This is a genomic window from Gynuella sunshinyii YC6258, from assembly GCF_000940805.1.
GTDB lineage: Bacteria > Pseudomonadota > Gammaproteobacteria > Pseudomonadales > Natronospirillaceae > Gynuella > Gynuella sunshinyii.
In genome coordinates this window covers 6,341,144-6,366,933 of the sequence record NZ_CP007142.1, presented here as the reverse complement: position 1 = coordinate 6,366,933, position 25,790 = coordinate 6,341,144, and the positions used below count along the sequence as shown (strand labels likewise).

The window sequence follows — 25,790 nt, the reverse complement described above, 5'->3', positions numbered from 1 at the left end:
GCAACCCTGCATTTGGTGGCTATGTCCGAGGTCAAATAATCTGTGGATTACCCCTGATTTCCGTTCAGGATGTCAGTTTTATCCAGGTGGCTTTGATTTCACAGTATTTGTCGAAGGCATGCAGTGATTTGTCTCGACCGTTGCCAGACTGTTTATAACCACCAAACGGGGCCGTCATATCTCCGCCGTCATACTGATTGATCCAGATAGAACCTGCCCGCAGAGCCCTGGCCACCCGATGGGCACGACTGAGGTTGCTGGTCCAGAGGGCCGCTGCGAGACCGTAAATGGAATCATTGGCCAACTGTACGGCTTCGGCTTCATCACAAAAGGTGACGACACTCAGTACCGGTCCGAAGATTTCTTCCTGGGCAATGGTCATCTGATTGTCGACCTGCTCAAACAGCGTCGGTTCAACATAAAACCCACCGGAAACAATCTGGCTGCGCTGGCCGCCCAGGCTTAGACGGGCACCTTCTGCCTGACCTTTGTCGATGTAACTTAACACCCTGTTTAACTGCACTTCATCAACGATAGCGCCGATATTGGTGGCCGGATCAAGGGGGTGTCCGGGACGCCAGTTTTGAAAGGCTTTGCGAACCCGGGCTATAAAGTCTTCGGCAATAGATTCCTCGACCAGCAGACGCGACCCGGCCGTACACATTTCGCCCATGTTAAAACAGATCGCCGCTGCGGCGGCCACTGCAGCCTCATCCAGATCCGGAGCATCGGCGAATACTATGTTGGGAGATTTGCCGCCGGCTTCGGTCCAGATTCGTTTCATATTCGATTGCCCGGCATCGACCATTAACTGCTTGGCAACCTGGGTGGAACCGGTGAATACCAGCGTATCGATGTCCATATGTACCGCCAGTGCCTTGCCAACCGTATGTCCAAAACCCGGCAGGACATTGAACACCCCGGCTGGAATGCCAGCCTCCCGGGCCAGCCCGGCCAAACGAATGGCCGTTAACGAAGACTTTTCCGAAGGTTTGAGAATAATGGAGTTCCCCATTGCCAGAGCCGGGCCGATTTTCCAGCTGGCCATGATCATGGGAAAGTTCCAGGGTACGATGGCAGCGACCACACCGACGGGATCACGGGTCACCAGACCCAGCTCGTCCATCCCGGTGGGGGCAATCTCATCGTACAGTTTGTCAATGGCTTCGGCACTCCAGCTGATGGCCCGCACGGTGGCAGGGATATCCACTTCAAGGGCATCAGCAATGGGTTTGCCCATGTCCAGAGTTTCCAGCAGAGCCAGCTCTTCGCGATGAGCGTCAATGAGGCTGGCAAACCTCAGCAGAATCTTTTTTCTCGCTGAAGGTGCCATCTGTGACCAGACTCCGCTGCTGAAAGCTGTTCTCGCAGCGGTCACTGCGTGCAACACGTCGACGGCATCGCAGGCTGCGACGTTGGTCAGTACTTTTCCATCGATCGGGCTGATGCACTCAAACGTTGCCCCGGATGCGGAAGCGGTATATTCACCATCAATAAATGCGCGGTTTTCGAAACTCAGGCCATCGGCCTTGGTTTGCCAATAGTTCAGGTCGTGTAGCTCAGTCATAGTATTCAGTTCTGTCTGGTTAGTAGGGTTGATGTCTGCAAAGGCAAAACCGCCTTGTTTGGACTGAGCGGGCGGATTGCCGGCTCGTCAGAATCATTTGTATCAGTCAGAAATATTCGGGTGAAGAGTTGCCGGAGTGGATTACTCAACCCCTATTCTGCAAAGCTGCTTATCTCGGCATACGGTATATCGGATTTCTACCGGCAGGCAAGTATTGTGGTATTTGTCTTCGTCGCGGTTATTCTAATTTTGCATGGCTTCCGCTAGGCTCTTCATCATAATTGGATAACAGGAATAGCTTTAATGAGCCGAATTTCCCATACCCGTTCTTACTATGCCGCCTCTGCTCACGATAGTCCGGATCGCCCGTGTCTGGCAGGGCCGGTGGATACCGATGTTTGTGTCATCGGAGGTGGTTTTACTGGCTTATCCAGTGCTTTGCATCTGGCTGAGGCGGGCTTTAATGTCGTACTGCTCGAAGCTGCCAGAATCGGTTTTGGCGCCAGTGGTCGCAATGGCGGACAGCTGGTAAACAGTTACAGTCGTGATATTGATGTGATTGAACGCTCTTACGGCAGAGAATTAGCCGGGGTGCTTGGCAGTATGGCCTTCGAAGGTGGAGAAATTATCCGCCAGCGTATTCAACAGTATGATATTGACTGCGGTTACCGTCAGGGCGGCGTATTTGCGGCTTTCAACGCTCGTCAGATGCATGAACTGACCGAGCAGAAAAAACTGTGGGAACGTTACGGGCATGAGCAACTGACGTTGCTGGGGCAGACCGATATCCGCGATGTAGTGAATACAGATGTTTACTGCGGTGGTCTGCTGGATATGAGCGGCGGCCATATTCATCCATTGAATCTGGCCCTCGGCGAAGCGGCTGCGCTGGAGGAACTGGGTGGTCAGATCTATGAAGATTCCAGAGTGGTGGCCGTTGAACGGGGCAATAAAGTGGTGGTAAAAACGGCCGACGGCGGGCTGGTGCGCAGTCAATACGTCATGGTGGCCGGTAATGCTTATCTGGGCAATCTGATTCCGGAACTGGCGGCCAAAACCATGCCCTGTGGCACTCAGGTGGTAGCCACTGAAGTGTTGGGGGAAGAGCGCGCCCGCAGTCTGATTCCAGAACTTTATTGCATCGAAGACTGCAATTATAAGCTGGACTATTACCGTATTACGGAAGATTTCCGGCTTTTATACGGCGGCGGGGTTACCTATGGTGGCGGAGACCCTGTCTCCATAGAGCGTTTTATCCGCAAAAAACTGGAAACCACCTTCCCTCAGCTGCGCGGTGTCAAAATCGAATATGCCTGGGGCGGGGATTTTCTGCTGACCCTCAGCCGGCTGCCTCAGTTTGGTCGTATTGGCAACAATATCTATTATGCTCAGGGCTATAGCGGCCATGGTGTCACGACCACGCATCTGGCCGGCAAACTGATTGCTGAAGCGATTAAAGGCCAGGCAGAACGATTTGATGCCTTCGCCAGCCTGAAACATTTCCCTTTCCCCGGAGGGCGCCTGTTCCGTGCACCTTACACGGCAATCGGTGCTGTTTATTATGGTCTTAGGGACAAACTCGGTATCTGAAATGGTCAGCAGGCAGATTGGGTTGGGAGTGCGCAGTGATTACGTGGTGCACCATTTGCAATGTGAGCAGCAGGAAACCGATGAGTATCTGATTACCCGGACACCGGCGAACCCCTGTTTTTATTTTGGCAATACTTTGGCCTTGAAAGTTCCGCTGGCGTCGAAAACCATGGCCGAGTGGCAGACATTGTTTTGTGAGTGTTTTGCTACAATGCCAGAAGTCCGCCTCCAGACGTTTATCTGGGTACCGAATAATGACACAGATGCGGACCAGGTCCGCTCGTTTCAATAAAATGGTTTTCTGTATGAACAGAACCATGTGCTCAGTGCCGGCATACAAGCCCTGCAGCGTCAGCTGCGATGGATTCAAGCTATGTGATCAGAGCGTTCACTGAGCCTGGAGACTGGCAGCAGTGGTATGACGAACAACTGAAGTCACTGCTGGAGCAGGAGCCTGATGGCAGCCATCATTCGTATCTGCAACAACGCATGTTTGAGTATCAGTTGCTGCAACAGCAGCAGTATGGCTGTCAGTTCGGGGTATTTGCCGGCTCACGATTACTGGCCTACGCCGGGGTATATCATCTGAACGGTCTGGCCCGCTATCAGCATGTATGGGTAATGCCGGAGTATCGAAATCGTGGTTTGGCCAAAAATTTACTGTTTCATATGGCGGAGTGGGTGAGTCAGTTTGCCGGGCAACAGGTTATTGTTGCGGACGCCAATTACCATGCAACCCTGTTATATCAGGGGCTTGGGTTTCAGGTTGTTGAGCACGAGAGTAGTTTGTGCCGTTATCCCCGCCAGGCATTTGTATGTTATGTGATGAGAGGAAATAAAGGGAGCAGGAGGCAGGACGTTTGTATGTGATGCATCGTGGCAACCTTCAGCTCTGATCTGAAGGTTGCCATATGCTGGCAATGTTCCGTTTTCAGGTGGAATATTGCCGTGCTGTCAGTTCATTCCGCCATCTGTCATTTTCCAGTTGTACGAGTCGGTCAGAACATCATGAGCGCTTTGGGCATTGCTGGAGTATTTGCTGTTTCCCGCACTGAAGATAACATCTGACTGCAGTGAACGTGCACTCCATCCGGATAGCAGAGCATCATAGTTGGCGGTTGATAAGGAGACACCGCCAAACATGTCATCCATTTTTTCCACTGCACCAACATCCCATTTTTTCAGCGTCTGATTAAAGGCATAGGCACCGGCAAACATGCTGCTCATGGTTGTCACCGCGCTGACATCCCATTCATTGAGGTCCTGATTAAACGCTCCGGCAGCGGCAAACATACTGCTCATGTTGGTGACCGCTGCTACAGTCCAGTTCAATTTCTGGTTGAACATCGCAGCACCGGCAAACATGGCGTTCATATTGGTGACCGAGCTGACATTCCAGTTGGTCAGGTCCTGGTTAAACGAGCTGGCCCCGGCAAACATGGCACCCATATTTGTGACCTTTGCAACATCCCAGGTACTGATATCCTTATTAAATGACCGGGCCCCGGCAAACATGCCTTCCATGCTGGTAACCGCGCTTACATTCCAGTTGTTGAGAGGGCGATTGAAACTGCTGGCACCGGAGAACATTCCTTTCATGTCCGTCACCGCACTGACATCCCAGTTATTCAGTTCTTGATTGAATGCTTTGGCACCAGAAAACATGCCGTTCATGCTGGTAACCGCACTGACATCCCAATTGCTAAGATCCTGATTAAATGCGTTGGTACCGGCAAACAGATTGTTCATATTGGTGACAGAGCTGACATTCCAGTCATTAATATTCTGATTGAAAGACTCGGCATGATAAAACATCCGGCTCATATCTTTCACTTGTGCCAGATTGGGTGTATCCGAAGCATTGATGACAACGTTGCTGCAGTCTTCAAATGCGCTGTTCATGCTTTTCCATTGTTGATTTCCCCATTGTTCGACACTGCGCAATTGAGCTTTATTGGCAGACAGGTCACAGAAATATGGGTGTGGAAAGTCACCACTGATTTCAACACTATAAGTACCGGCATTTGCATAACTGTGACTGGCGTTACCGGTTATCCCACTATCTTGTTGGCCATCACCCCAATCTACGGTGTAGTGATAACCGGTACCTTTGGTGTAAATGGTGACCTGCCCATTGGCATCATCCACTTTCCAGGTGGTAATCAATGGTGAAGGCGAGGATGTGTCCGGACCATTTTGGTTATCGTCCTGACCGCTATTGTTGTCGTTATTATTCTGACTGTCATTCTGACTGTTGTTGCCATTTCCATTGGTGTTGTCACTGCTTTGACTGTACTGAACATTACATGCAACCAGCAATGTGGATGAAACAGCAAATAACAGCGGTAGATAAGTGGATTTTGTCCTTATCATCAGGGTGCGCCTCCTTCTTATTCCGTCAATGTGATTGTTGGTTTAAAACACCGTATGCCAGGCAGACATAAATGAACCTTTTGTTTCATTAATATGGTTACTTTAATAACCTGCAACGGGTTTCAGAGAATCGATAGGGCAATAGTAGACTCATAAGTGAATGCGCCCAATATATGAAACTGCTTTTTGGGGTTTATTGGTGAAATTTGCGAGGGTGTTCAAAACTTTATTATGGGGTGTCGCAGACAAAAGAGACATGCATCAAGTTTTTACTGTGACCAATAAGACGGTTTTAAATCCAGGCGGCATGTGTTTGTGTAGTCAAGGCGATCCGGCATAAATGCTTACCTGGACAATTATTTATCGAGACTACACCTAAGACCTGATGTGCGTGTTGAAGATATGATAGTTGGGTAACCTGTTGACGTGTGGTGATTGTGATTGCGGGAGACGCGGTTATTGATTGGATACCTAAGGGGCCTCTGAAAAATAGGAATAGTTTTGATGCAGGCGAGGAAGCACCACTCGCAACCCCGCAGTTTACTGACGTAAATAAGGATGTGAGACTGGAGCTGACAACGTCCTGCGCGAAAATAGTCCATTTTCCGAAGGTTCCCTAATGCTGACGGTCCATCCCTGGACCGTTATATGATTATTCTTCCGGATTTGCACTGATATAGTGAATGGACAAATCCGCACCATTGAACTCTTCTTCTTCGCTCAGCCTTAGCCCTATGAAAGCTTTAACCGTACCATAAATGATAAAGCCCCCAAGCAAGGCAATGGCAATGCCGGCCAGGGTTCCCAGCAACTGGGCAATAAAACTGACACCACCCAGACCGCCGAATGCCTGCTGACCGAATACGCCGGCAGCCAGGCCACCCCAGGCACCGCAAAGACCGTGCAACGGCCAGACACCCAGAACATCGTCAAATTTCGGGAAGCGGTTTTGTGCCATGGTAAACACCAGTACGAACAAAATGCCGGCCATTCCTCCCACCAGCAGCGCTGCAATCGGATGCATCAGATCGGACCCGGCGCACACCGCCACCAGACCAGCCAGGGGGCCGTTGTGAATGAATCCCGGATCCTTACGGCCGATCACCATGGCGGTGAGTGTGCCTCCAACCATAGCCATCAGACTGTTGACGGCCACCAGTCCGGAAATACCGGTAACGGTTTGCGCCGACATGACATTGAAACCAAACCAGCCGACCGCCAATACCCAAGCACCCAGGGCCAGAAAAGGAATATTTGAAGGAGCAAACGCCACCACCCGGCCATCACGGTAACGACCTTTACGGGTGCCCAGCAGGACGATGGCACCAAAGGCAATCCAGCCACCAACAGCATGAACGACGACTGATCCGGCAAAGTCATGAAACGCAAAGCCATAGTGCTTGATCAGCCATTGCTGAAAGCCGAAATTATTGTTCCAGACGATGCCTTCAAACAATGGATATACCAGTGCCACGATCAACGCCGAGGCGATCAACATCGGGTAGAAGCGAGCACGTTCGGCGATCCCCCCAGAGACGATGGCAGGAATTGCGGCAGCAAACGTGAGCAGAAAGAAAAACTTCACCAGATGATAACCATGGTTCTGAGCCAGTTCCGCCGCTGGCACAAAAAAGTTCTCGCCATAAGCAATCTGATAACCGATAAAAAAGTAGGCTACGGTGGAAACACCAAAATCGGTGATAATTTTGACCAGCGCATTGACCTGGTTTTTATGGCGCACGGTGCCGACTTCCAGAAAGGCGAATCCCGCATGCATGGCCAGCACCATTGCCGCGCCGAGTAACAGAAACAGAGTATCGGTACTCTGGCTCAGGGTGGTGATGGCAGCGCTGATATTATTAATTGCTGTGCTATCCACAAAATGTCCTCTTACCAGTGTCAATGAGATGCAGCGCCATGATCGTTTGTTGATGAGTCATTTTGGTTCATCAAAATGATCAGAAAATGCCCGGCTCAAGTGCCTGCATCGGCGCTGAAGGTTTGATATGGGTCTTTAATGACAAATCAGGGCGTCGCACGAGCAGGATTCGTACCATGCCGGCGAAGGAATTATCCTGTCCTGTATTTTTTGAGTGCATTTTGTATGTCTGTGCCTGATGATCGGGCATGTTTGCAGGGAAAATTACCATAAACCTGAAAATATTAGCTGTTCATGGTTAAGGGAAGGTTTTTGGCACCAAAACAAAACGATAAGAGCTTTTTGTGAGTTGTTTTGGTGCAAAAAATAAATTAAAGGTAGGGCAATAACAAACTGTATTCGAGTTCAGTGACCTGCCGTTCAAACAGACTGACTTCAGACCACTTGCAGATGCTGTAAATTCTTAAAAACTCTTCTCCGAACCATTCGCTGATCTGTTCGTTGGCTTCCATGGCCCGCAATGCATCCCGCGGATTGTCTGCCAGCTGAGGATGGTCCTGATCATAAGCATTGTTCGTAACCGGTTCAGGCGGTTCAACCTGTTTCATCAAACCTTCACCAATCCCGGCCAGCACTACTGCAACCGCCAGATAAGGGTTGGTATCAGCCCCGCTCATACGATGCTCGATGCGGGTGGCCTCAATCTCGCCAGATGGAATTCGGATCGCGGCGGTGCGATTGTCGTAACCCCAGGTATGACTGGTTGGCGCATATCCTCCAGGTGCAAGCCTGCGGTAACTGTTGATGTTGGGGCATAGCAACGCCTGAACTGAATCGGCCATCTGCAATAAGCCACCGACTGCATAGCGTAGTGGTGGATGCTGCAATGGGTCTTCGGCAGCAAAAATGTTGTCGCCTGCGTCATTAAGTAGACTGACATGGACATGGGTGCCGCTGCCTGATTCATCGATATAGGGTTTGGCCATAAATGTGGCTTCCATATCGTGCCGGCGTGCCACCTGGCGGATAACCCTGCGCAGTAACACGGCATGATCAGCGGCTTCCAGCGGATCGGTCACGTGTGGCAGATTGACTTCAAATTGGCCTGGCGCATATTCCGCCACCACAGCGTCAGCCGGAATATTCTGGGCGTGGGCGGTGTCCAGAACCTCGCGGATAAAAAAGTCATAGTCATCCAGGTCGTCCATGGAATAGACCTGTTTGGAGTTCATGCGCCGGCCGCTGACCGGGGAGATGGGAGGCTGTAATTGACCGTTTGCATCACGCTCTCGGTCCACCAGGTAGAATTCCAGTTCGACGGCCACACAGGGGGTGTAATCAAGAGTGCTGAATTTCTCCACCACCCGGGCCAGTACCTGGCGGGGATCAGCCAGAAAAGGAACCTCTCCGTCTGCGTCAAACATACTGACCAGTGCCTGGGCGCGGTCATTACCCTGCCAGGGAACAATGGCCAGGGTGCCGGGAATCGGGAAACATACACGGTCCTGATCACCGGCTTCAACCCCCAGTCCGGTCTCTTCAACGGTGGTACCGGTAGCGTCAAGGGCCATGACTGAACCGGGGAGATAAAATCCTTGAGCGAAGACTTTTTCCAGTAACTCGCGTTCGATTCGTTTGCCCCTGACGACGCCGTTCAGGTCGGTGATCAGAAGTTCTATAGTCTGTACATCGGGATACTCTGTAAGGAAAGCCGAAACTTCATCGTTGGACATTTATGTTTACTCATTAAACCCATTTTTTGGCTGTCCGGGCTCTAAATCACCCTTGTTTTCCTCAGCCGGAGATTTGATTCTCAGTGATTTTACGATACTTGTGAAGGTGTACAGCGAATGTATCAGGGACGGATGAAAAAAAATACCTGATCCCGGGCGGTGCCATATTGTGTTCCTCAAGGTGCTGTGCCAATGTGCGAGATTTCCACGATCAGCCATTCTCTGTCCATGAGATCCATTTCTGGCGATTGTAGGATAAGCATCTCACAGATCAGTCCGGTTGCATTTTATTTTCATGTGTTCTTTAGTAGTGCATTGTTCATATGTGGACCAGAAACTGTGATGGGTCCGGGATTTTACGGGTTGCCAGTTCAATTGAACTGGCAGGCTTTGTGAATATCACCGTAATGATGGATTTGGGGCGGTTATTGTCCGGGGGCCGTCCGAAGACTGGAATATCAATCGGTGTTCCAGGGGGATTTCGATGTTGGCGGTTGCCACGTCGTTGTGCTGTCGAGTGACAGATCCCGGACAAAACAAAACATTATTGAGGCATTGAAGCGAGCATGAACCGTCGTAGCATGGCTCATGTGATAGCTCTCTATGAATAACCATGGAAAAGTTAAGCAAGTGGCTTAAAGATCGTCAAATCACTGAAGTGGAGTGTATTACGCCAGATCAGACCGGTATCGCGCGGGGCAAGATCATGCCCACGAATAAATTCCTCGCTGAGCGCGGAATCCGGTTGCCGGAAAGCGTCCTGTTACAGACGGCAACCGGGGATTATCCGGATGATGAGGCGTATTACAGCCTGTTGGATCCGAAGGACATCGATATGCATCTGCGCCCTGATGAAGATGCGGTGTTTATGGTGCCGTGGGCACTGGAACCCACAGCGGTGGTCATTCACGATTGTTACGACGTGGTGGGTAACATGATCTCGCTGTCGCCGCGGGCGGTATTGAAACGGGTGTTGGAGCTCTACTCCGTGCGGGGCTGGAAACCCATTGTTGCACCTGAAGTGGAATTTTATCTGACCAAGCGCTGCACTGATCCTGATTTACCTCTGGAGCCGCCTATCGGTCGTTCCGGTCGGCAGGAAAGCGGACGTCAGTCATTCAGTATTGACGCTGCCAACGAATATGACCCGATTATTGAAGATATATACGACTGGTGCGAAGCGCAGGAACTGGATATCGACACCTTGATCCACGAAGAAGGAACGGCCCAGATGGAATTCAATTTCCGTCATGGTGATGCGCTTAAGCTGGCTGATCAGGTATTCATGTTCAAACGTACTGTTCGCGAGGCGGCACTGAAACACAACATTGGCGCCACATTCATGGCCAAGCCGATTACCGGAGAGCCGGGCAGTTCGATGCACATTCACCAGTCACTGGTGGATATCAAAACCGGGAAAAACCTGTTTTCCCAGCCCGATGGCACCGCATCGTCGTTGTTTTTAAATTACATTGGTGGTTTGCAGGCAGTGATTCCGCAGATCATGCCGATGTTTGCACCGAACGTGAACAGCTATCGCCGCTATTTGCCAGGAGCAGACGGTAATGCTCCGGTCAACATTGAATGGGGTGAGGAAAATCGGACCGTTGGATTACGGGTTCCAAATTCATCACCACAGGCAAGACGGGTGGAAAACCGACTGGCTGGCGCCGATACCAACCCCTATCTCACCATGGCCGCCAACCTGGCTGCCGGCTATATCGGTATGATCAGAGATCTCAAACCAAGACCCCCTGTGTCCGGCCGGCTAGGCGATGAGGCGGATCCGGATCTTCCGTTCAACCTCGAAGCGGCATTGTTTGCCATGTCGGAGGCTGAAGAGATCCGTGATGTACTCGGTGCCAACTTCGTGGATGGCTTTATCGCCACCCGTTGGGCCGAAAATGAGGGATTTAAAAGAGTGATCAGTTCCTGGGAGCGGGAATATTTGCTGACCACCGTCTGACAGCTGTTAAAAAGGTGAAAAACATGGTTGAACAGAGCACCATCTGGCAGGCAATGGATGCCGCCCATCATCTGCACCCATTTGTCGATAATGGTGCTTTGGCTCGCGAAGGTGCCAGAATGGTGACCCGCGCCGAGGGTGTCTATATCTGGGATGCTGAAGGCCGGCAATACCTTGATGCATTTGCCGGGCTGTGGTGTGTGAATCTCGGCTATGGGCGTCCGGAGCTGGCCGAGGCGGCTGCCCGGCAGATGAACGAACTGCCCTATTACAACCTGTTTTTCAAATCCTCCAATGTGCCGGCTGCCCGGCTGGCACAGACTCTGGCAGAACTTGCACCAGCTCACATCAACCATGTTTTTTTCACTAATTCCGGCAGTGAGGCCAACGACACAGTGTTCCGGATGGTTCGTTATTTCTGGGCATTAAAAGGTCATCCGGATAAGAAAGTGATTATCGGTCGGCAGAACGGCTATCACGGCTCTACCGTGGCCGGAGCCAGCTTGGGAGGCATGAAATCCATGCATCGTCAGGGCGGGTTGCCGGTACCGGGAGTGGAGCATATCCGGCAGCCATACTGGTATGACGAAGGCGGAGATCTGAGCCAGGATGAATTCGGTCTGCTGGCGGCACGGGCGTTGGAAGAGAAGATTCTTGAACTGGGCGCTGACAACGTGGCGGCATTTATTGCTGAGCCCATCCAGGGAGCGGGAGGCATCATTATCCCGCCATCCACGTATTGGCCGGAAATCCAGAGAATTGTTCAGAAGTATGATGTGTTGCTGGTGGCTGACGAAGTGATCTGCGGATTTGGCCGTACCGGAGAGTGGTTTGGTTGTGATTATTTCAATATCCACGCTGACCTGATGCCGATTGCCAAGGGCCTGTCTTCCGGATATTTGCCCATCGGTGGCGTCATGGTGGCTGATCATATTGCCGAGACCCTCAAGCAGGCCGGTGAGGAATTCAGTCATGGGTTCACATATTCCGGTCATCCGGTATGTGCTGCCGTGGCGCTGGAAAACCTGAGGATCTTAAAAGAGGAACGGATCATCGAACAGGTTCGGTCGCAAACGGCCCCTTATTTGCAAATGCAATTGCAGACATTGGCAGATCATCCTTTGGTAGGGCAAATACGTGGAGTCGGCATGCTGGCGGCGATAGAACTGGTGGCGGATAAACACAGTCGCCGGCGCTATGACGGTAATGGCCGTGTTGGTGCTTTGTGTCGTGACCTGGCGCTGAAACAGGGTCTTATTTTACGGGCAACTGGCGATACCATGTTGATATCTCCACCGTTGACCATAACCCGGGATGAAATCAACATCCTGGTGGAAAGGGCTGGACAGGCATTGGATGCCACTCAAGCCGCCCTGGAATCTGAAAGTTAAGAACAAAACAAAAGCCATCTGTTAGGAGACGAAAACATTTATGAAAGACATCCGCAAAACTCTGATTGCCACTGCGCTGGCGACGCTGGTCACCGGTTATGTCATGGCTGAAGACCGGGTGGTAAGGGTCTATAACTGGTCCGACTATATTGCTGAAGACACCATCGCCAATTTTGAGGCCGCTACCGGTATCAAGGTGGTCTATGATGTGTTCGATTCCAATGAAGTGGTTGAAGCCAAGGTGCTCTCTGGCAATACCGGCTACGATATTGTGGTACCGACCACTGATTTTATGGCTCGTCAGATAAAGGCGGGTGCCTATCAAAAGCTGGATAAATCCAAGCTGACTAACTGGAAGAATCTGGATACCGAACTGCTGGCTACACTGCAGAACTATGATCCGGGCAATGAGTATGGTGTTCCTTACGAATGGGGAACCACAGGGGTTGGCTACAACGTTGCCAAAGTCAAAGCGGCACTGGGCGACCAGGCAGATGCGGTGATCGGCAGCTGGGATATGGTGTTCAAGCCCGAAAACCTGAAGAAACTGAGCAGCTGCGGAGTGGCATTTCTGGATGCCGAAAGTGAGCTATTTCCGGCGGCACTGCAATATCTGGGTTTGAATCCAAGCAGTGAGAATGCCAAGGACTACGACAAAGCCACCGAACTGCTGATGAGCCTGCGTGATTCCGTGACCTACTTCCACAGCTCCCGTTATATTTCGGATCTGGCGAATGGCGATATCTGCGTGGCCATTGGCTGGTCAGGCGATATCTTTCAGGCTAAAGCCCGTGCTGAAGAGGCCGGCAACGGCGTTGAAATCAGCTATTACATTCCGAAGGAAGGCGCTGCTTTGTGGTCGGACATGATGATGATTCCGAAAGATGCCCAGCACGTTGCAGAGGCTCATGAATTCATCAACTACATCCTCCAGCCCAAAGTTTCTGCCGATATCACCAACTATGTGATGTATGGCAACCCCAATACTGCCGCGCGTGAGTTTATTGATCCTGAAGTTCTGGCCGATCCCGGCATTTTCCCGGTTGCAGGCACCAAGCTGTTTACCTTCAAGGTGCTGCCACAAAAAATTGACCGTATCCGCACCCGTTCCTGGACCAAAGTCAGAACCGGTAAGTAATCAAGTAAGTGTCAGTGGGAGGTCACCTGATCTCCCTGGTTTCATACAGGAGTCCGAATGACGATTGCCGCAGGTGCCCGGAAAAATTCCAAGGCGAATAATTCAAATGTTGAAACTCTGTTGAGTATTCAGGGTGTCAGCAAGTATTACGATGACACTCTCGCTGTCGATAATGTCCATCTGGAGATTCAAAAGGGCGAGATATTTGCGTTGCTGGGGGCATCAGGCTCAGGCAAATCGACACTGCTGCGTATGTTGGCCGGATTCGAGACGCCGACCGATGGCAGAATTATTCTGGCCGGTAAGGACATTACCCATCTGCCACCCTATGAACGAACCATCAATATGATGTTCCAGTCCTATGCGCTGTTTCCTCATATGAGTGTGGAGCAGAATCTGGCTTTTGGCTTGAAACAGGAACGTTTGCCGCAGGGCGAAATTCATGATCGGGTACAGCGAATGCTGAAGCTGGTGCACATGGAAAAGTATGCCCGCCGCAAGCCCCATCAGCTCTCGGGTGGTCAACGGCAACGGGTGGCCCTGGCCCGCAGTCTGGCCAAACAGCCCAAACTGCTGCTGTTGGACGAACCCATGGGGGCTCTGGATAAAAAACTGCGCACCCGGATGCAACTCGAAGTGGTTGATATCCTTGAGAGCGTCGGAGTTACCTGTGTCATGGTGACCCATGATCAGGAAGAGGCCATGACCATGGCCGATCGCATTGCCATCATGGATGAGGGCTACATTGCCCAGGTGGGAACACCGATGAATATTTATGAGTCACCGACCAGTCGTATGGTGGCTGAGTTCATAGGGTCGGCCAATATTTTTGAAGGCAATATTGTTGAAGACTTTGAAGACCGTATGACGCTGGATTGTGACGATCTCAATGTGCCGGTTTACATTGATCATGGTGTTTCCACCGGTGTTGATGAAAAGACCATGCTGGTGGTATTGCGACCGGAAAAAACATTGCTGACCACCACCCGGCCCGAACAGGAGTACAACTGGGCTGAAGGCGTTATTCACGACATTGCCTATCTTGGTGGGCATACCGTTTATTATGTCAAACTCGGCAGCGGCAAAATCGTACAGTGTTTTCTGGCCAATGTTGATCGCTGGGCGGAACGTCCCACCTGGGATGACAAAGCTTATATCCATTGGTCTTCAGACAGCTGCGTGGTGCTGCGGTCATGAAGCGTTTCGATATTTCCCGGCTACTTCCGGGAGGGCGATGGTGGATTATTGGTGTGCCGTATTTCTGGCTACTGGTTTTCTTCATGCTGCCCTTTATCTTTGTGCTGAAGATTGCTTTTTCCGAAGCGGATGTTGCCATTCCACCTTATACCTCGATGTTTGAATGGGTTGAAGACACGCTCAGTATTCATATCAGCTTCAGTAACTTCGTCTGGCTGGGCAGTGATCAGCTGTATCTGATTGCATACTGGAATTCCATCAAAATGGCATTTTTTTCGACCATTTTCTGTCTGTTGCTGGGCTATCCGATGGCCTATGCCATTGCCCGTGCCCCGGCGCGGACTCAGGCAACCTGGCTGTTGCTGGTATTGTTGCCGAGCTGGACTTCGTTTCTGATCCGGGTGTATGCGTGGATGGGGTTGCTGAAAAGTAATGGTCTGATCAATAACTTTTTGCTGTGGACCGGCATCATCCAGGAACCGCTGCAGATGATGAACACTAACTTTGCCGTGTATATCGGCATCGTGTACTCCTATCTGCCGTTCATGGTGCTGCCGTTATATGCCAACCTGGTCAAGCACGATCATACTCTGCTGGAGGCGGCCAGCGATCTGGGGGCGAAAGCCTGGGTCAGTTTCTGGCGTATCACATTGCCATTGTCAAAAAACGGTGTAGTGGCCGGATCGATGCTGGTGTTTATTCCAGTGGTGGGTGAGTTTGTCATTCCAGAGTTATTGGGGGGAGCCGACAGCCTGATGATCGGACGAATTTTATGGCAGGAGTTTTTCAATAACCGTGACTGGCCAGTGGCTTCAGCACTCGCGGTTATCATGTTGCTTATTTTGTTGGCGCCGATAGCGCTGTTTCATCGTTATCAGAATAAGGAGAGCGCTGATGAGTTCAGTTGAGCGGCGTTTTACCTTTGTAAATATCATGTTCTGGATCGGCATTGCATTCTTGTATCTGCCGATGGTGGTGCTGGTGGTGTATTCCTTCAACGAATCCCGGCTGGTGACTGTCTGGAGTGGGTGGTCCATCAAATGGTATGGGGAGTTGTTTCGCGACCGGCAGTTGATGAGTGCCGTGCTGCGCTCACTTGAGGTAGCGTTTTATTCGTCTACAGCAGCCGTGTTTATGGCCTTGTTCGCCTCCGTGGTGATGGTTCGGATTCGCCGTTTCCGCAGCCGGGTATTGTTTTCCGGTATGATTACCGCGCCACTGGTGATGCCGGATGTGATCATCGGTTTATCGTTGTTGTTGCTGTTTGTTGCCATGGGGCAGATCGTTGGCTGGCCTCAGAACCGTGGTTTGGTCACTGTCTGGATTGCCCATAGTACATTTTGCCTGGCCTATTCAACGGTCGTCATCAGTTCACGTTTGCGGGAAATGGACCGCAGTCTCGAAGAAGCTGCGCTTGATCTCGGTGCCACCCCGATCCGGGCGTTTATATTGATTACCCTGCCGATCATCGCTCCTGCAATTATGTCGGCGTGGCTGCTGTCTTTTACCCTCTCGCTGGACGATGTGGTCATTGCCAGTTTCGTTACCGGTCCAGGTGCCACCACACTGCCCATTGAAGTATTTTCATCCGTCCGCCGTGGCGTGACTCCCAAGATCAATGCATTAGCGACCATTATTATCGGTCTGGTCTCATTGACTGCCCTGGTGAGCTGGTACGTAACCCGCAGGATCGATCAACGCCGCCGCGCTGAAATGAGTGTGCATTAATGACGGCCTGACAGTGGTTGATAATGCTGTCAGGTATTTCATATCAGTGTTAGGGGGGGGCTCTGCGAAATTTCCTGTTTTCGCTCAGGACGTTGTCAGCTTCGCCCGCAGGTGGCACCCTCTCAAATCCTCATTGACTGCTGTAAATTTCGGTTTTGCGAACGGTGTTTTCCAATACCATGGTTGTTTTTCAGAGGTTGCTTAATTGTTGTGTAGCCGTAGCCAATGGCAGTTTTGTTGTTATAGAATTGCCTCCGGCTTTTCAGGTTGATTGTTGTTGCGATAACCAATTGTGAACATCATCACAATTTCGCTGAATCATACCAGGCCAGTCTGTTTGGATGTTGATGTTTTTCGTTGCCTGATCGGCAAAAAGGCATCTATATTTAACACATCTATACAATGTTTCTTGTGAGTGTTTTTCTGAGAAACAGATTTTTGGAGATTTCATTTAAAGGACTGATTTATGACTGACATATACAAAACCCCCTCATCCAGCGTCAACATCCCAGACTTCATTGAAGATCTTAACGCCTTCAAACGTGTCAGTGTCTGGAGGATGGTTTTTTTAACCATCGTGACATTGGGCGTTTACCCCATTTATTGGATGTACACTCGTACCCAGATACTGAACTCTATCACCAGTCAGGGTATTTCCAGTTCAGTGATTCGAATCGCGCTGGTTTCAGGCGGGGTCTATCTCTTGTCGCCCATCCTCGGTCAATATTTGGTGGGGCACCAGTTCGCAGCAGCAATGAAGCTGTTTGCTGTTGCTTCTTATATTGTTTTCACACTGATCTGGTTGTTTGGTTTAAGAGCTGAAATTACCCGAATCGCCCGCAACCAGGGGCAGTCAGATTTTCACGCCAATGGTGTTCTGACTTATTTTTTCCAGATGCTTTATCTGCAATACAAGATCAACCAGTTCTTTGACAGACAGGAAAATCACGACCGGTAATTCTGATCACGTTACCCATTGAACCCTTTTCATCCGTGGGTAGTGACTTGCAGGACCATCGCACCGGACTGACTTCAAGGTTTATGAATGATTGCCTGACGGTGTTCGATAATGCTGTCAGGTGTTTCATGTCAATGTTGGTTGCTATATAACCCCGTAGCCAGTGACGGTTTTATTGTTATAGAATCACCTCCGGCTTTATCGGGTGTGATCGTTATTGCGATAATCACATGTGGTCAGTGAGCACAATGTTGTTTAATGATATAAGGCCTCGGTGTTCGAATATTGAGATTTCTGATTGTCCATTCGGCAAAAAGGCGTCTTTATATAACATCTTCAAGTAGTGTTTTTTAATGTTTTTCTGAAAAAAAGATTTTTCGGAGATTTAATTTAAAGGATTGATATATGACTGACGTATACAAAGCTCCCTCCTCTAACCTCGAAATGCAAGCATCCGGTGAAGATCTTCAGGCGTTTGAACGCTTCAGTGCCTGGGGAGTGTTCTTTCTGTCGATTGTGACATTGGGTATTTACTCGATGTACTGGATGTTCTCCCGGACCAAAGTCCTCAACCGCATTTCTGATCAAGGCATTTCCAGCCCAGTGATATGGATCACGTTGGTTGCTTATATCATCATTATGGTGTTGTCCTACGGCGGAGCTTTTTTGCTACCTGCTGAGATTGCCGTAGCGGTACAGCTGTTTGCTGTTGTGGCATATTTCATTTTTATGCTGATCTGGATATTCGGTTTTAGAGCAGCGATCGTGAGTATTGCCCGTAGCCATGGTCAACCGGATTTTCGCGCCAATGGTGTTCTGACGTTCTTCTTTCAGGCATTGTACATGCAATATAAGATCAACCAGTTCATCGACAGAAAGTAAAATCACGAGCTGCAATCCGGAATCTTGCGGTTTCGGATTCGCAACCTTCCGGTCAGTCATCGTAAGTCATGGCTGACCCATTCTTTGCACATCTTAAATGCCTTCCCCCGAAAATATCCTTCGATGGGTATCATCCTTACGGATTGTTTTGCAATTCCTAAGATGACGGTTTTTTGATCACTTACACAGGTAAATATGACAACCGTATTGGTGGTGTGTATGGGGCTATCCATATCTCCATGATATTACCGATATCTGACATATCCGTGCTTATTTGATGTGCTAGGCTTTGTGCCCTTTGAAGCAAGGTCGTTCGAATTACTAGGACTGGTTTAAACACATGAAAAAAGCTTGGCTGATATCTTCAGTAGTCGTGATTGCGGCATTGGCAGGGGGGTACTGGAAAATAACGAGCGGTCAGCAGATTGATCACCGTCTACCGGTCATAAACGCGGCTATTGGAACCATTGAGAAACAGGCACTGGCTGTCGGGCAGATTGTCCCGGTGCATTCCGTGGCGATCAAGTCTCAGATCGAAGGAATCGTTGGCCGGATTTATCATCAGGAAGGTGAACAGGTGACCGCTGGCACCGAACTGATCAAAATCACTCCAAATCCGACCCCTCAGGCGTTGACCGATGCCAGCACTGCATTAATGCAGAGCGAAGCCAGTCTGGAGTCGGCGCGCCAGACTCTGGCAAATCTCCAGAGTCTGGTTGACCAAAAAATTATCCCACCCAACTACAGTGAGTATGTTGATGCCCGCAGCACCGTTAAGTCCCGTCTGGCAGATGTGCGGCAGAAGCAGCAGAACCTTGATCTGATCAAAAGTGGTGAGGCATCGGTGGGGGATTCTCGTCTGACGTCGACAATCGTTGCCCCGGTGGATGGCACGATTCTGAATCTGAAGGTCGATGTTGGTGAACCGATCATCTCCACGGCGTCCAGTCAGGCCGCAACGGAAATGATGACCATTGCCAATATGAAGTCGATGATCTTTAAAGGTACCGTCAGCGAACATGATGCAGCCCGCTTGAAGCCAGGTATGGCAGTCACCCTGACACTGGCACCTTTTCCAGAGCAAATAGTAACCGGGGTATTGAGCAAGGTGGCCGTTCAATCCGCCAAGCTCAACGGTACAGCTACCGACAGTCGATTTGATAACGGTTTTGAAGTCGAAGTCGATCAAATTCACTTTCCAGCTGATATCAGTCTGCGCTCCGGCTTTTCCGCGACGGCCCGAATTATCCTGGAAAAAGCTGACCAGGTGGTGACGATTCCGGAACGGGCATTGTCTTTCTCGGGTGATCAACCGCAGGTGCTGATCCCCAATGCAGACGGAATAACCTCCACTCCCCGTGATGTCACCCTTGGGTTATCTGATGGTATCCAGGTTGAGGTGGTTTCGGGTCTGGCCGAAGGCGAAAGCGTGGTGGATAACAGTCAAATGGGGGGTATCGATGTCCCTTAGGATAGCCACCAGTCAGCGAATGGCTGTTGTCGTTCTGCTGATCACTCTGTCCGGTCTGGCGCAGGCACTGGCTCTTCCCGAAGCCTGGGAGGCAGCTAAAGCTAATGACCCCACGTTCAAACAGGCCGGTATTCAAGCCCGGATCAGTGAGCTGGAGGTTAAAGATGCCAGACACTCCTGGTTGCCGGGACTGGAAGCCGGTGCCAGATCTCAGTGGGATGACCGGGGCAATCACAGTAACAGCTACAGCATTTCACTCAATCAGACGCTCTGGGATAGTCGCCAATGGGCCCAGCTGAATCAGGCTCAGGCCAATCAGCTGACTGAGCAGCTGAATATTCAGGTGGCTTATAACGATTTGGCCGGCCGGTTGCTGAATGCCTACCTTGATCTGGCCAGTGCTTCCGACGATGTATTACTGGCACAACAGAAGCTGGATGATGGTGAGAAGCTACTGGGCATCACTGAACAACGTTATAAGGCCGGCAAACTTCAGCTCACCACGGTTGAGGATGTCCGCGCCAATCATGTGGATGAGCAGGCTGGACTATTGTCTGCCCAGGCAGCGTTTGCCGACCGGCAGCTGGCCTTGGCGGTGCTGATCAATCGGCCGGTGGATCAGGTCAGTCATATTCAGATCGACATGTCAGAGGCTCCCCGGTTGCCAGTGAGCAGCACCGCCGAATGGTTGCAGCTGGCTCAGGATCACAGTCCTGATCTGCTCGCTGCAAAACAGCAGTTGCAGGCTGCCCATGCCGGGCGGAACGTGGCGCAGGCCGGTTATTTTCCAACCGTGTCGGGCACTCTGTCCTATGGTGGTAGTGATAAGGGCGACGACGGCACACTCAGTGCCAGTGTTGGTGTGACCGTTCCAATCGACCTGAATGGCAAAACCCGAATCGGTGTTGCCAGCAGTGAACTCAGAATCACCAGCGCCGAGCAGGATGTGCGCAAAGTTGAAATTGCCCTGAAACAAAATATTGAAACCCGTTTTCAGCAGTTACAACTACAGTGGCAACGAATCGGCATTGCCCACCAGCAGGTCGAGTCGAGGCAGCGGGCGCTGGCGCTTAAACAGGCCGTGTATGATGCTGGTCTGGTAGAGGCATCTGAGCTGATCGATGCGCACAATGCTTTGTTTGCCAGTCGCCATGAGTTGCAGGGACGGTTATACCAGTACTGGCAACAACGGGTGGAGCTGATGAAAGCCGCCGGAATGCTCAACGATGAAAGCATCGCTGATATTGCCCGGGTGTTTGTGCCGTGATGAACCTGATCCATCAGACCCTGGTGACTTTATATGCTCATCGATTACGCAGTCTGCTGGCGTTGATCGCCATCATTCTGGGTATTGTTTCGGTGTTGATTCTGGTGGCATTGGGAGAAGGTTTTTATCGCGTGAACACGCGTTCGTTCGAATTGCTGATCGATAACAGCCAGACGGCCTATCCGGGCTGGACCAGCAAGCCCTGGCAAGGGCTGCCGGCACGGCGGGTCATCAGCTTTACCGATGTGGACTGGCAGACGCTGCGCCGGCATCCAGCCGTGGCAAGCCTGTCAGTGGTCTATGATCAGTCCGATGTCTCGTTGAGTAATGCTGCCGGTCGCCGATTACAGGGGTATGTGACCGGGGCCGACAACGACTATCTGGATTTGAATCAGATTCGCCTGAATCGTGGCAGTCGGCCATTCAACCAGAGAGATCAGCAGCTTCATCAGCGAGTAGCATTGATTGGCTGGCAACTGGCACAGACGGGTAATCTATCAGTTGGCCAGCCGTTGTTGATTAACAGCGTTGCCTTCACGGTTGTCGGGATAATACGCAAGAGCGAAGGCGGAGTGTCATTCGGGAATAATGGATCCCAGGTGCTGATTCCGGTAACGGCCTTTCGGGATCTTTGGGATCAGTCACCGGATTCTGTCGTGGTGAAAGCTGCGGACGGAGTCCCGGCTGCACTGCTGCGACAGCAATTACTGGATTTTTTTGCCAGAGTTAAGAATTTTGATCCGACCGACCAGGAAGCTATCAACCTGCCGGATCTCAGCAGCGGTGCCCGGTTTTTCAAAACCTTGTTGCGGGGCATTCAGATGTTTTTGGGTGCCAGTGGGGCCATGACTCTGGCAGTTGGATCCCTTGGAGTCGCCAATATCATGTTTTTGTCGGTTACCGAGCGTACCCGTGAAATCGGCGTACGCCTGGCCATCGGTGCCACATCCGGCAATATCCTCGGTCAATTTCTGCTGGAGGGCATGATTCTGGTCATGCTGGGCACACTCTCAGGTGTGGCGGTGGCCTTTGTCGTTGTCTCGTTGCTAAACGCGGTTGGTTTGCCGGACTGGCTCGGACAACCGCTGATCACCTCGGCATCGGTCTGGATAGTACTGTTTATCACTGCACTGCTGGCTTTGCTGGCGGTTTATTTTCCGGCCCGCAGAGCTGCGGCCATGACGCCTGTGCGGGCCCTGAGTGCGAGGGCATAAATAATGATGGTTTTGCCGTTGAAACAGGTTTTTCAGGAAATGGCTGCCGAAAAGCTGAGCCTGCTGCTGACGATCCTGGCAGTTGCATGGTCGGCTTTGAGTATTGCCACGGTTCTGGCGATTGGTGAGGGATTGCGGCAGGGCATCATTCGCACTTCCAGCAGTGGTAACGGTAATCTGATTTATTTGAGCGGCGGCTATGCCCAGCACAGTCACGGTGCGGTGATTGAGGGAACCCGGCTCAAGCTTCAGCCCGAGGATGTGGAATTGATACGCGCGTTGCCCGATGTGGACCATGCCGAGGTGACTGCCGTTTGGAACAAGCGGGTCAGATACGAAGATCGTCGTGCCTGGCAGACCCCCATTGCCGTCAGTCCCGGCTATCAACGCCTCACCGGTCTTAAAGTGTTACCCGGTGGTCGCTGGTTTAATCCACTGGATCAGGCTGAGCGACGGAAGGTCATCATTCTGGGTTACTCGGCAGCAGTCGGGCTGTTTAATGCCACCCGGCGTTGGAGTTGGGTCGATGCCGCGAAACTGGAAATCGATCCGGTCGGTTTGCAGGTGAAAGTAGGGGAAGAGGATTTCACCGTGATTGGTGTGTTGAGTAAAAGCAGCGCCCTGTTGGAACAGGGTGTCCCGGCGGACTATTCGGTATTTATGCCGTTCGCCACCTGGCAGCAGTTTAACCCCGGTGAGCCGGTATCAGCCGTTGATATTCTGCCGGCCACAGGTGCCAGTCGTGAGCGCGTGGCCAGTACTGCCCGGCAGGTGATCGGCCGCAAATACGGTGCAGCGGTGGATGACCCGCAGTTTGTACAGATCAAGGACATCCTGCTGGAGCAAAAGACCATGCGTCGTTTTCTGCTTGGGCTGCAGGCGTTTCTGGGAATTATCGGGTTGATTACGTTAACGGTGGCCGGTATCGGTATCGCCAATGTTATGTTTGCCGCAGTCCGGCGCTCCACCCGTGATATCGGCGTGCGGATGGCGGTTGGGGCTACGCCGACTGCCATCCGGATACATTATTTTGTGCAGGCACTGTTGACCATGGCCATTGGCGGAGGTCTTGGATTATTGCTGACCATGACGGTCATTGCTGGTATTCGTCATCTGCCATTAGACGGAAATATGCTGTTCAATGAACTGGGTCAACCCATGCCAGAGCTGTCGTGGCCTATCGTTTCGCTGGTGATTCTGGCATTGGCGCTGGTGGGCATGGCGGCAGCATGGTTTCCAGCCAGCAAGGCGGCCGGTGTCATGCCGCTGGCTGCATTACAGAGTGAGTAGTCTGGATGTCTGACCTTAAGATTGAGCAAGCTGTGAAACAAGCGTTAGTGCAGTTGCAGGATGTTGATAAGATTTACCCGAGTGATGCCGAACCGGTACGGGCTTTGGATAAAGTATCTCTGGAAATTCACAGCGGTGAGTTTCTGGCTATTCTGGGACCATCCGGTTCCGGTAAATCAACCCTGATGAATGTATTGGGGTGTCTGGATTCGCCTTCCGCCGGTGAATACTGGCTGGATGGTCAGCAGGTGTCATCATTGTCCGGCCATCAGTTGGCTCATATTCGTAATCGCAAGATTGGTTTCGTATTTCAGAGTTTTAACCTGCTGGAATATGCCAGCGCGCTCGATAATGTAGCGTTGCCGCTGATCTACGCCGGTGTTGGCAGTCGACAGGGGCGGCGACAGGCCGCAGCATTGCTGGAGCGTGTCGGGCTGGGAGATCGTCTGCATCACAAACCCAACCAGCTTTCCGGTGGGCAGAAACAACGCGTGGCAGTGGCCCGGGCCCTGGTAAACAACCCCGATATCATTCTTGCAGACGAACCTACCGGCGCCCTGGATTCAAAATCCGGTAATGATATTGAAGCATTGTTCCGTGAACTGCATCAGGAAGGCCGTACTCTGATAGTGGTGACCCATGATGTCGAACTGGCATATCGCACCCATCGAATCATCACCATCAGAGACGGTCGTATCGAGTCGGATGAAGCCATGACAGGCGGTAAATAACCGGTTCTCAGGAAAAATCCTGTAATAGCGGCAATTCATGATGAGCGTCATGTCATCAAGTGACTCTGCTCACCAGACATCGTTGGTCTATCTTTGTATATTGGTATCATCTTAACCGGGAGCCTTTATATGAAGCACATCAAGAATATCGCCATCATGGTCGCCGGTCTGGTTATCGGAGTCCTGGTACTGGTTGTAATGGGAGCCAGTCGTTCTCCAGTAGGCCAGGCCGTTGAAGCTGACAACGGCACCGCCGCCTACTATATCAATCTCCAGCCGCTGAATATTCGTCCCTATGTCGTGGCATATGGCACCGTACAGCCCACAACCGAACTTGAGATCAGTGCTGAAACCGGTGGCACCGTGTCGTATGTTCATCCTAACCTGAAAAAAGGTCAGGTACTGCCAGCTGGTACCGTAGTATTAACTATTGACCCGACCGATATCCGACTGAGTCTGGTTCAGGCTCAGGCCAATCTCAAAGCCAAGCAGATCAGTCGCCAGCAAACCGAGCTGGAAAAAGAGAACCTGCAATCCACTCTGAATGCCGCCAAACAGACCTTGGCACTCCAGCAGGTAGAGCTCAAACGGTTGGAAAATCTGGCCAAAAACGGCAATGTTTCCGGTTCGACTCTGGACAGCCAGAGACAAGTCATTTTGAGTACCCGGACTGAAGTCAGCAATGCTGAACTACAACTGGCGCTGCTACCCTCCAATCTGGAAATGATTGATGCAGAGATCGATAACCTGAAATCTGTAGTCGAGCAGAAACAGCTTGATCTCGAACGCACGGAAATCACCCTGCAGGCTGATCGCCGTATTGGCGAGGTCAGTGTTTCAGCGGGTAGTTATGTTGCCGTTGGTTCGAATCTGTTTTCTGTCAGCAGTCCTTACGATTATGAAGTCGAAGCAAAATTGTCAGGTACTCAGTTCGTTCAGAACCTTGGCCGGGACACTGAGTTTGGTGATATGACCGCGACCGTCAAACCTTCTGAAACGTCGGCCAAAAATACCGTGCCGGCGCAGCCCTTACGCTTGAGCGAAGGTTTTGACACCACCACCCGGATGTTGGGGATCGTGGTCGGTTTTAATATAGAAGTACCTGTGTCACTGAAAGGACTATATACCGCCGTTACGATCAGAGCACCGCAGCGGAATTATTGGGTGGTTCCCCGTAGTGCTATTCATCAAAGTCAGGTTTATCTGGTAGCAGATGATGACACTCTGTTGATCGAACCCGTCGAGATTCTGTTTTACCAGGGCGATTACGCCGTACTGGCTCAATCACCCAGCCTTCATAAAGTGATTGTGTCCTCGCTGGCTCCAGCAGTGGCTGGCATGAAAATCGCCGGCACCGAGCAACATTCAGTCTTTCAGGCCATGTCTGATACGCTGACACAGCCATAAAGGGGACT

At 51.2% G+C, this 25,790-nt stretch carries 21 protein-coding genes; 17 read left to right on the top strand and 4 right to left on the bottom strand.

Annotated elements, in window-relative coordinates:
- Positions 1 to 64: 64 nt before the first annotated feature.
- A complete protein-coding gene (locus YC6258_RS26370) occupies positions 65 to 1,567 on the bottom strand; it encodes an aldehyde dehydrogenase (protein ID WP_044619515.1) in 1,503 nt (500 codons plus the stop codon).
- Between the two features lie 303 nt (positions 1,568 to 1,870).
- On the opposite strand from YC6258_RS26370, the gene YC6258_RS26365 reads away from it, so the two are divergent.
- The 3 genes from YC6258_RS26365 to YC6258_RS26355 all read left to right on the top strand — a co-directional run bounded on the left by YC6258_RS26365 (position 1,871) and on the right by YC6258_RS26355 (position 4,027).
- Complete coding sequence (locus YC6258_RS26365; protein WP_044619514.1) at positions 1,871 to 3,157, top strand: NAD(P)/FAD-dependent oxidoreductase; 1,287 nt, start codon at positions 1,871 to 1,873, stop codon at positions 3,155 to 3,157.
- A gap of 1 nt (position 3,158) precedes the next feature.
- The gene (locus YC6258_RS26360) at positions 3,159 to 3,449 is read left to right on the top strand and encodes a hypothetical protein (RefSeq protein ID WP_044619513.1); all 291 of its coding nucleotides are present in this window, start codon (positions 3,159 to 3,161) and stop codon (positions 3,447 to 3,449) included.
- Positions 3,450 to 3,517: 68 nt separating this feature from the next.
- A complete protein-coding gene (locus YC6258_RS26355) occupies positions 3,518 to 4,027 on the top strand; it encodes a GNAT family N-acetyltransferase (protein ID WP_044619512.1) in 510 nt (169 codons plus the stop codon).
- An 84-nt stretch (positions 4,028 to 4,111) separates the two neighbouring features.
- On the opposite strand, the gene YC6258_RS26350 is transcribed toward YC6258_RS26355, so the two are convergent.
- The 3 genes from YC6258_RS26350 to YC6258_RS26340 form a co-directional block, all read right to left on the bottom strand.
- Positions 4,112 to 5,530 (bottom strand): BspA family leucine-rich repeat surface protein, encoded by a 1,419-nt coding sequence (locus YC6258_RS26350; RefSeq protein WP_052830604.1) that lies wholly within the window; start codon positions 5,528 to 5,530, stop codon positions 4,112 to 4,114.
- A 652-nt stretch (positions 5,531 to 6,182) separates the two neighbouring features.
- Complete coding sequence (locus tag YC6258_RS26345; RefSeq protein ID WP_044620451.1) at positions 6,183 to 7,394, bottom strand: ammonium transporter; 1,212 nt, start codon at positions 7,392 to 7,394, stop codon at positions 6,183 to 6,185.
- Positions 7,395 to 7,780: 386 nt separating this feature from the next.
- Positions 7,781 to 9,142, bottom strand: coding sequence for a glutamine synthetase family protein (locus YC6258_RS26340; RefSeq protein ID WP_044619511.1), 1,362 nt, complete (start codon positions 9,140 to 9,142; stop codon positions 7,781 to 7,783).
- A gap of 613 nt (positions 9,143 to 9,755) precedes the next feature.
- Between YC6258_RS26340 and YC6258_RS26335 the strand changes: the two genes are divergently transcribed.
- The 14 genes from YC6258_RS26335 to YC6258_RS26270 all read left to right on the top strand — a co-directional run bounded on the left by YC6258_RS26335 (position 9,756) and on the right by YC6258_RS26270 (position 25,782).
- The gene (locus YC6258_RS26335) at positions 9,756 to 11,108 is read left to right on the top strand and encodes a glutamine synthetase family protein (protein ID WP_044619510.1); all 1,353 of its coding nucleotides are present in this window, start codon (positions 9,756 to 9,758) and stop codon (positions 11,106 to 11,108) included.
- Between the two features lie 23 nt (positions 11,109 to 11,131).
- Positions 11,132 to 12,499 (top strand): aspartate aminotransferase family protein, encoded by a 1,368-nt coding sequence (locus tag YC6258_RS26330; RefSeq protein WP_044619509.1) that lies wholly within the window; start codon positions 11,132 to 11,134, stop codon positions 12,497 to 12,499.
- 40 nt (positions 12,500 to 12,539) lie between these two features.
- Positions 12,540 to 13,637, top strand: coding sequence for an extracellular solute-binding protein (locus YC6258_RS26325; protein ID WP_044619508.1), 1,098 nt, complete (start codon positions 12,540 to 12,542; stop codon positions 13,635 to 13,637).
- Between the two features lie 57 nt (positions 13,638 to 13,694).
- On the top strand, positions 13,695 to 14,834 hold the full coding sequence (potA, locus tag YC6258_RS26320; protein WP_044619507.1) for a polyamine ABC transporter ATP-binding protein: 1,140 nt from the start codon (positions 13,695 to 13,697) through the stop codon (positions 14,832 to 14,834).
- Positions 14,831 to 15,742: an ABC transporter permease subunit gene (locus tag YC6258_RS26315; protein ID WP_044619506.1), complete on the top strand. Its 912-nt coding sequence runs from the start codon at positions 14,831 to 14,833 to the stop codon at positions 15,740 to 15,742. Before potA ends, YC6258_RS26315 begins: the two co-directional genes overlap by 4 nt.
- Positions 15,729 to 16,562: an ABC transporter permease subunit gene (locus YC6258_RS26310; RefSeq protein ID WP_044619505.1), complete on the top strand. Its 834-nt coding sequence runs from the start codon at positions 15,729 to 15,731 to the stop codon at positions 16,560 to 16,562. The genes YC6258_RS26315 and YC6258_RS26310 overlap by 14 nt, the downstream gene beginning before the upstream one ends.
- Before the next feature lie 466 nt (positions 16,563 to 17,028).
- A complete protein-coding gene (locus YC6258_RS26305; RefSeq protein ID WP_044619504.1) occupies positions 17,029 to 17,520 on the top strand; it encodes a DUF4234 domain-containing protein in 492 nt (163 codons plus the stop codon).
- Between the two features lie 405 nt (positions 17,521 to 17,925).
- The gene (locus YC6258_RS26300) at positions 17,926 to 18,402 is read left to right on the top strand and encodes a DUF4234 domain-containing protein (RefSeq protein ID WP_044619503.1); all 477 of its coding nucleotides are present in this window, start codon (positions 17,926 to 17,928) and stop codon (positions 18,400 to 18,402) included.
- 340 nt (positions 18,403 to 18,742) lie between these two features.
- Positions 18,743 to 19,873 (top strand): efflux RND transporter periplasmic adaptor subunit, encoded by a 1,131-nt coding sequence (locus tag YC6258_RS26295; RefSeq protein ID WP_044619502.1) that lies wholly within the window; start codon positions 18,743 to 18,745, stop codon positions 19,871 to 19,873.
- Positions 19,863 to 21,140, top strand: coding sequence for a TolC family protein (locus tag YC6258_RS26290; RefSeq protein WP_044619501.1), 1,278 nt, complete (start codon positions 19,863 to 19,865; stop codon positions 21,138 to 21,140). The genes YC6258_RS26295 and YC6258_RS26290 overlap by 11 nt, the downstream gene beginning before the upstream one ends.
- Positions 21,140 to 22,354 (top strand): ABC transporter permease, encoded by a 1,215-nt coding sequence (locus YC6258_RS26285; RefSeq protein WP_245627090.1) that lies wholly within the window; start codon positions 21,140 to 21,142, stop codon positions 22,352 to 22,354. The genes YC6258_RS26290 and YC6258_RS26285 overlap by 1 nt, the downstream gene beginning before the upstream one ends.
- Before the next feature lie 3 nt (positions 22,355 to 22,357).
- Positions 22,358 to 23,644 (top strand): ABC transporter permease, encoded by a 1,287-nt coding sequence (locus YC6258_RS26280; RefSeq protein ID WP_211264593.1) that lies wholly within the window; start codon positions 22,358 to 22,360, stop codon positions 23,642 to 23,644.
- Positions 23,645 to 23,649: 5 nt separating this feature from the next.
- On the top strand, positions 23,650 to 24,375 hold the full coding sequence (locus YC6258_RS26275) for an ABC transporter ATP-binding protein (protein WP_044619499.1): 726 nt from the start codon (positions 23,650 to 23,652) through the stop codon (positions 24,373 to 24,375).
- A gap of 129 nt (positions 24,376 to 24,504) precedes the next feature.
- The gene (locus YC6258_RS26270) at positions 24,505 to 25,782 is read left to right on the top strand and encodes an efflux RND transporter periplasmic adaptor subunit (protein WP_044619498.1); all 1,278 of its coding nucleotides are present in this window, start codon (positions 24,505 to 24,507) and stop codon (positions 25,780 to 25,782) included.
- Positions 25,783 to 25,790: the final 8 nt, after the last annotated feature.

Bases quoted from the DNA above. Each gene is read 5' to 3' on its own strand.
- YC6258_RS26365 (WP_044619514.1), top strand. From the start codon at position 1,871: ATGAGCCGAATTTCCCATACCCGTTCTTACTATGCCGCCTCTGCTCAC.
- YC6258_RS26305 (WP_044619504.1), top strand. From the start codon at position 17,029: ATGACTGACATATACAAAACCCCCTCATCCAGCGTCAACATCCCAGAC.
- YC6258_RS26300 (WP_044619503.1), top strand. From the start codon at position 17,926: ATGACTGACGTATACAAAGCTCCCTCCTCTAACCTCGAAATGCAAGCA.
- YC6258_RS26355 (WP_044619512.1), top strand. From the start codon at position 3,518: ATGGATTCAAGCTATGTGATCAGAGCGTTCACTGAGCCTGGAGACTGG.
- YC6258_RS26270 (WP_044619498.1), top strand. From the start codon at position 24,505: ATGAAGCACATCAAGAATATCGCCATCATGGTCGCCGGTCTGGTTATC.
- YC6258_RS26310 (WP_044619505.1), top strand. From the start codon at position 15,729: ATGAGTTCAGTTGAGCGGCGTTTTACCTTTGTAAATATCATGTTCTGG.
- YC6258_RS26335 (WP_044619510.1), top strand. From the start codon at position 9,756: ATGGAAAAGTTAAGCAAGTGGCTTAAAGATCGTCAAATCACTGAAGTG.
- YC6258_RS26285 (WP_245627090.1), top strand. From the start codon at position 21,140: ATGAACCTGATCCATCAGACCCTGGTGACTTTATATGCTCATCGATTA.
- YC6258_RS26290 (WP_044619501.1), top strand. From the start codon at position 19,863: ATGTCCCTTAGGATAGCCACCAGTCAGCGAATGGCTGTTGTCGTTCTG.
- YC6258_RS26295 (WP_044619502.1), top strand. From the start codon at position 18,743: ATGAAAAAAGCTTGGCTGATATCTTCAGTAGTCGTGATTGCGGCATTG.
- YC6258_RS26275 (WP_044619499.1), top strand. From the start codon at position 23,650: ATGTCTGACCTTAAGATTGAGCAAGCTGTGAAACAAGCGTTAGTGCAG.
- YC6258_RS26370 (WP_044619515.1), bottom strand. From the start codon at position 1,567: ATGACTGAGCTACACGACCTGAACTATTGGCAAACCAAGGCCGATGGC.
- YC6258_RS26330 (WP_044619509.1), top strand. From the start codon at position 11,132: ATGGTTGAACAGAGCACCATCTGGCAGGCAATGGATGCCGCCCATCAT.
- YC6258_RS26350 (WP_052830604.1), bottom strand. From the start codon at position 5,530: ATGATAAGGACAAAATCCACTTATCTACCGCTGTTATTTGCTGTTTCA.
- YC6258_RS26340 (WP_044619511.1), bottom strand. From the start codon at position 9,142: ATGTCCAACGATGAAGTTTCGGCTTTCCTTACAGAGTATCCCGATGTA.
- YC6258_RS26315 (WP_044619506.1), top strand. From the start codon at position 14,831: ATGAAGCGTTTCGATATTTCCCGGCTACTTCCGGGAGGGCGATGGTGG.
- potA (WP_044619507.1), top strand. From the start codon at position 13,695: ATGACGATTGCCGCAGGTGCCCGGAAAAATTCCAAGGCGAATAATTCA.
- YC6258_RS26280 (WP_211264593.1), top strand. From the start codon at position 22,358: ATGATGGTTTTGCCGTTGAAACAGGTTTTTCAGGAAATGGCTGCCGAA.
- YC6258_RS26325 (WP_044619508.1), top strand. From the start codon at position 12,540: ATGAAAGACATCCGCAAAACTCTGATTGCCACTGCGCTGGCGACGCTG.
- YC6258_RS26360 (WP_044619513.1), top strand. From the start codon at position 3,159: ATGGTCAGCAGGCAGATTGGGTTGGGAGTGCGCAGTGATTACGTGGTG.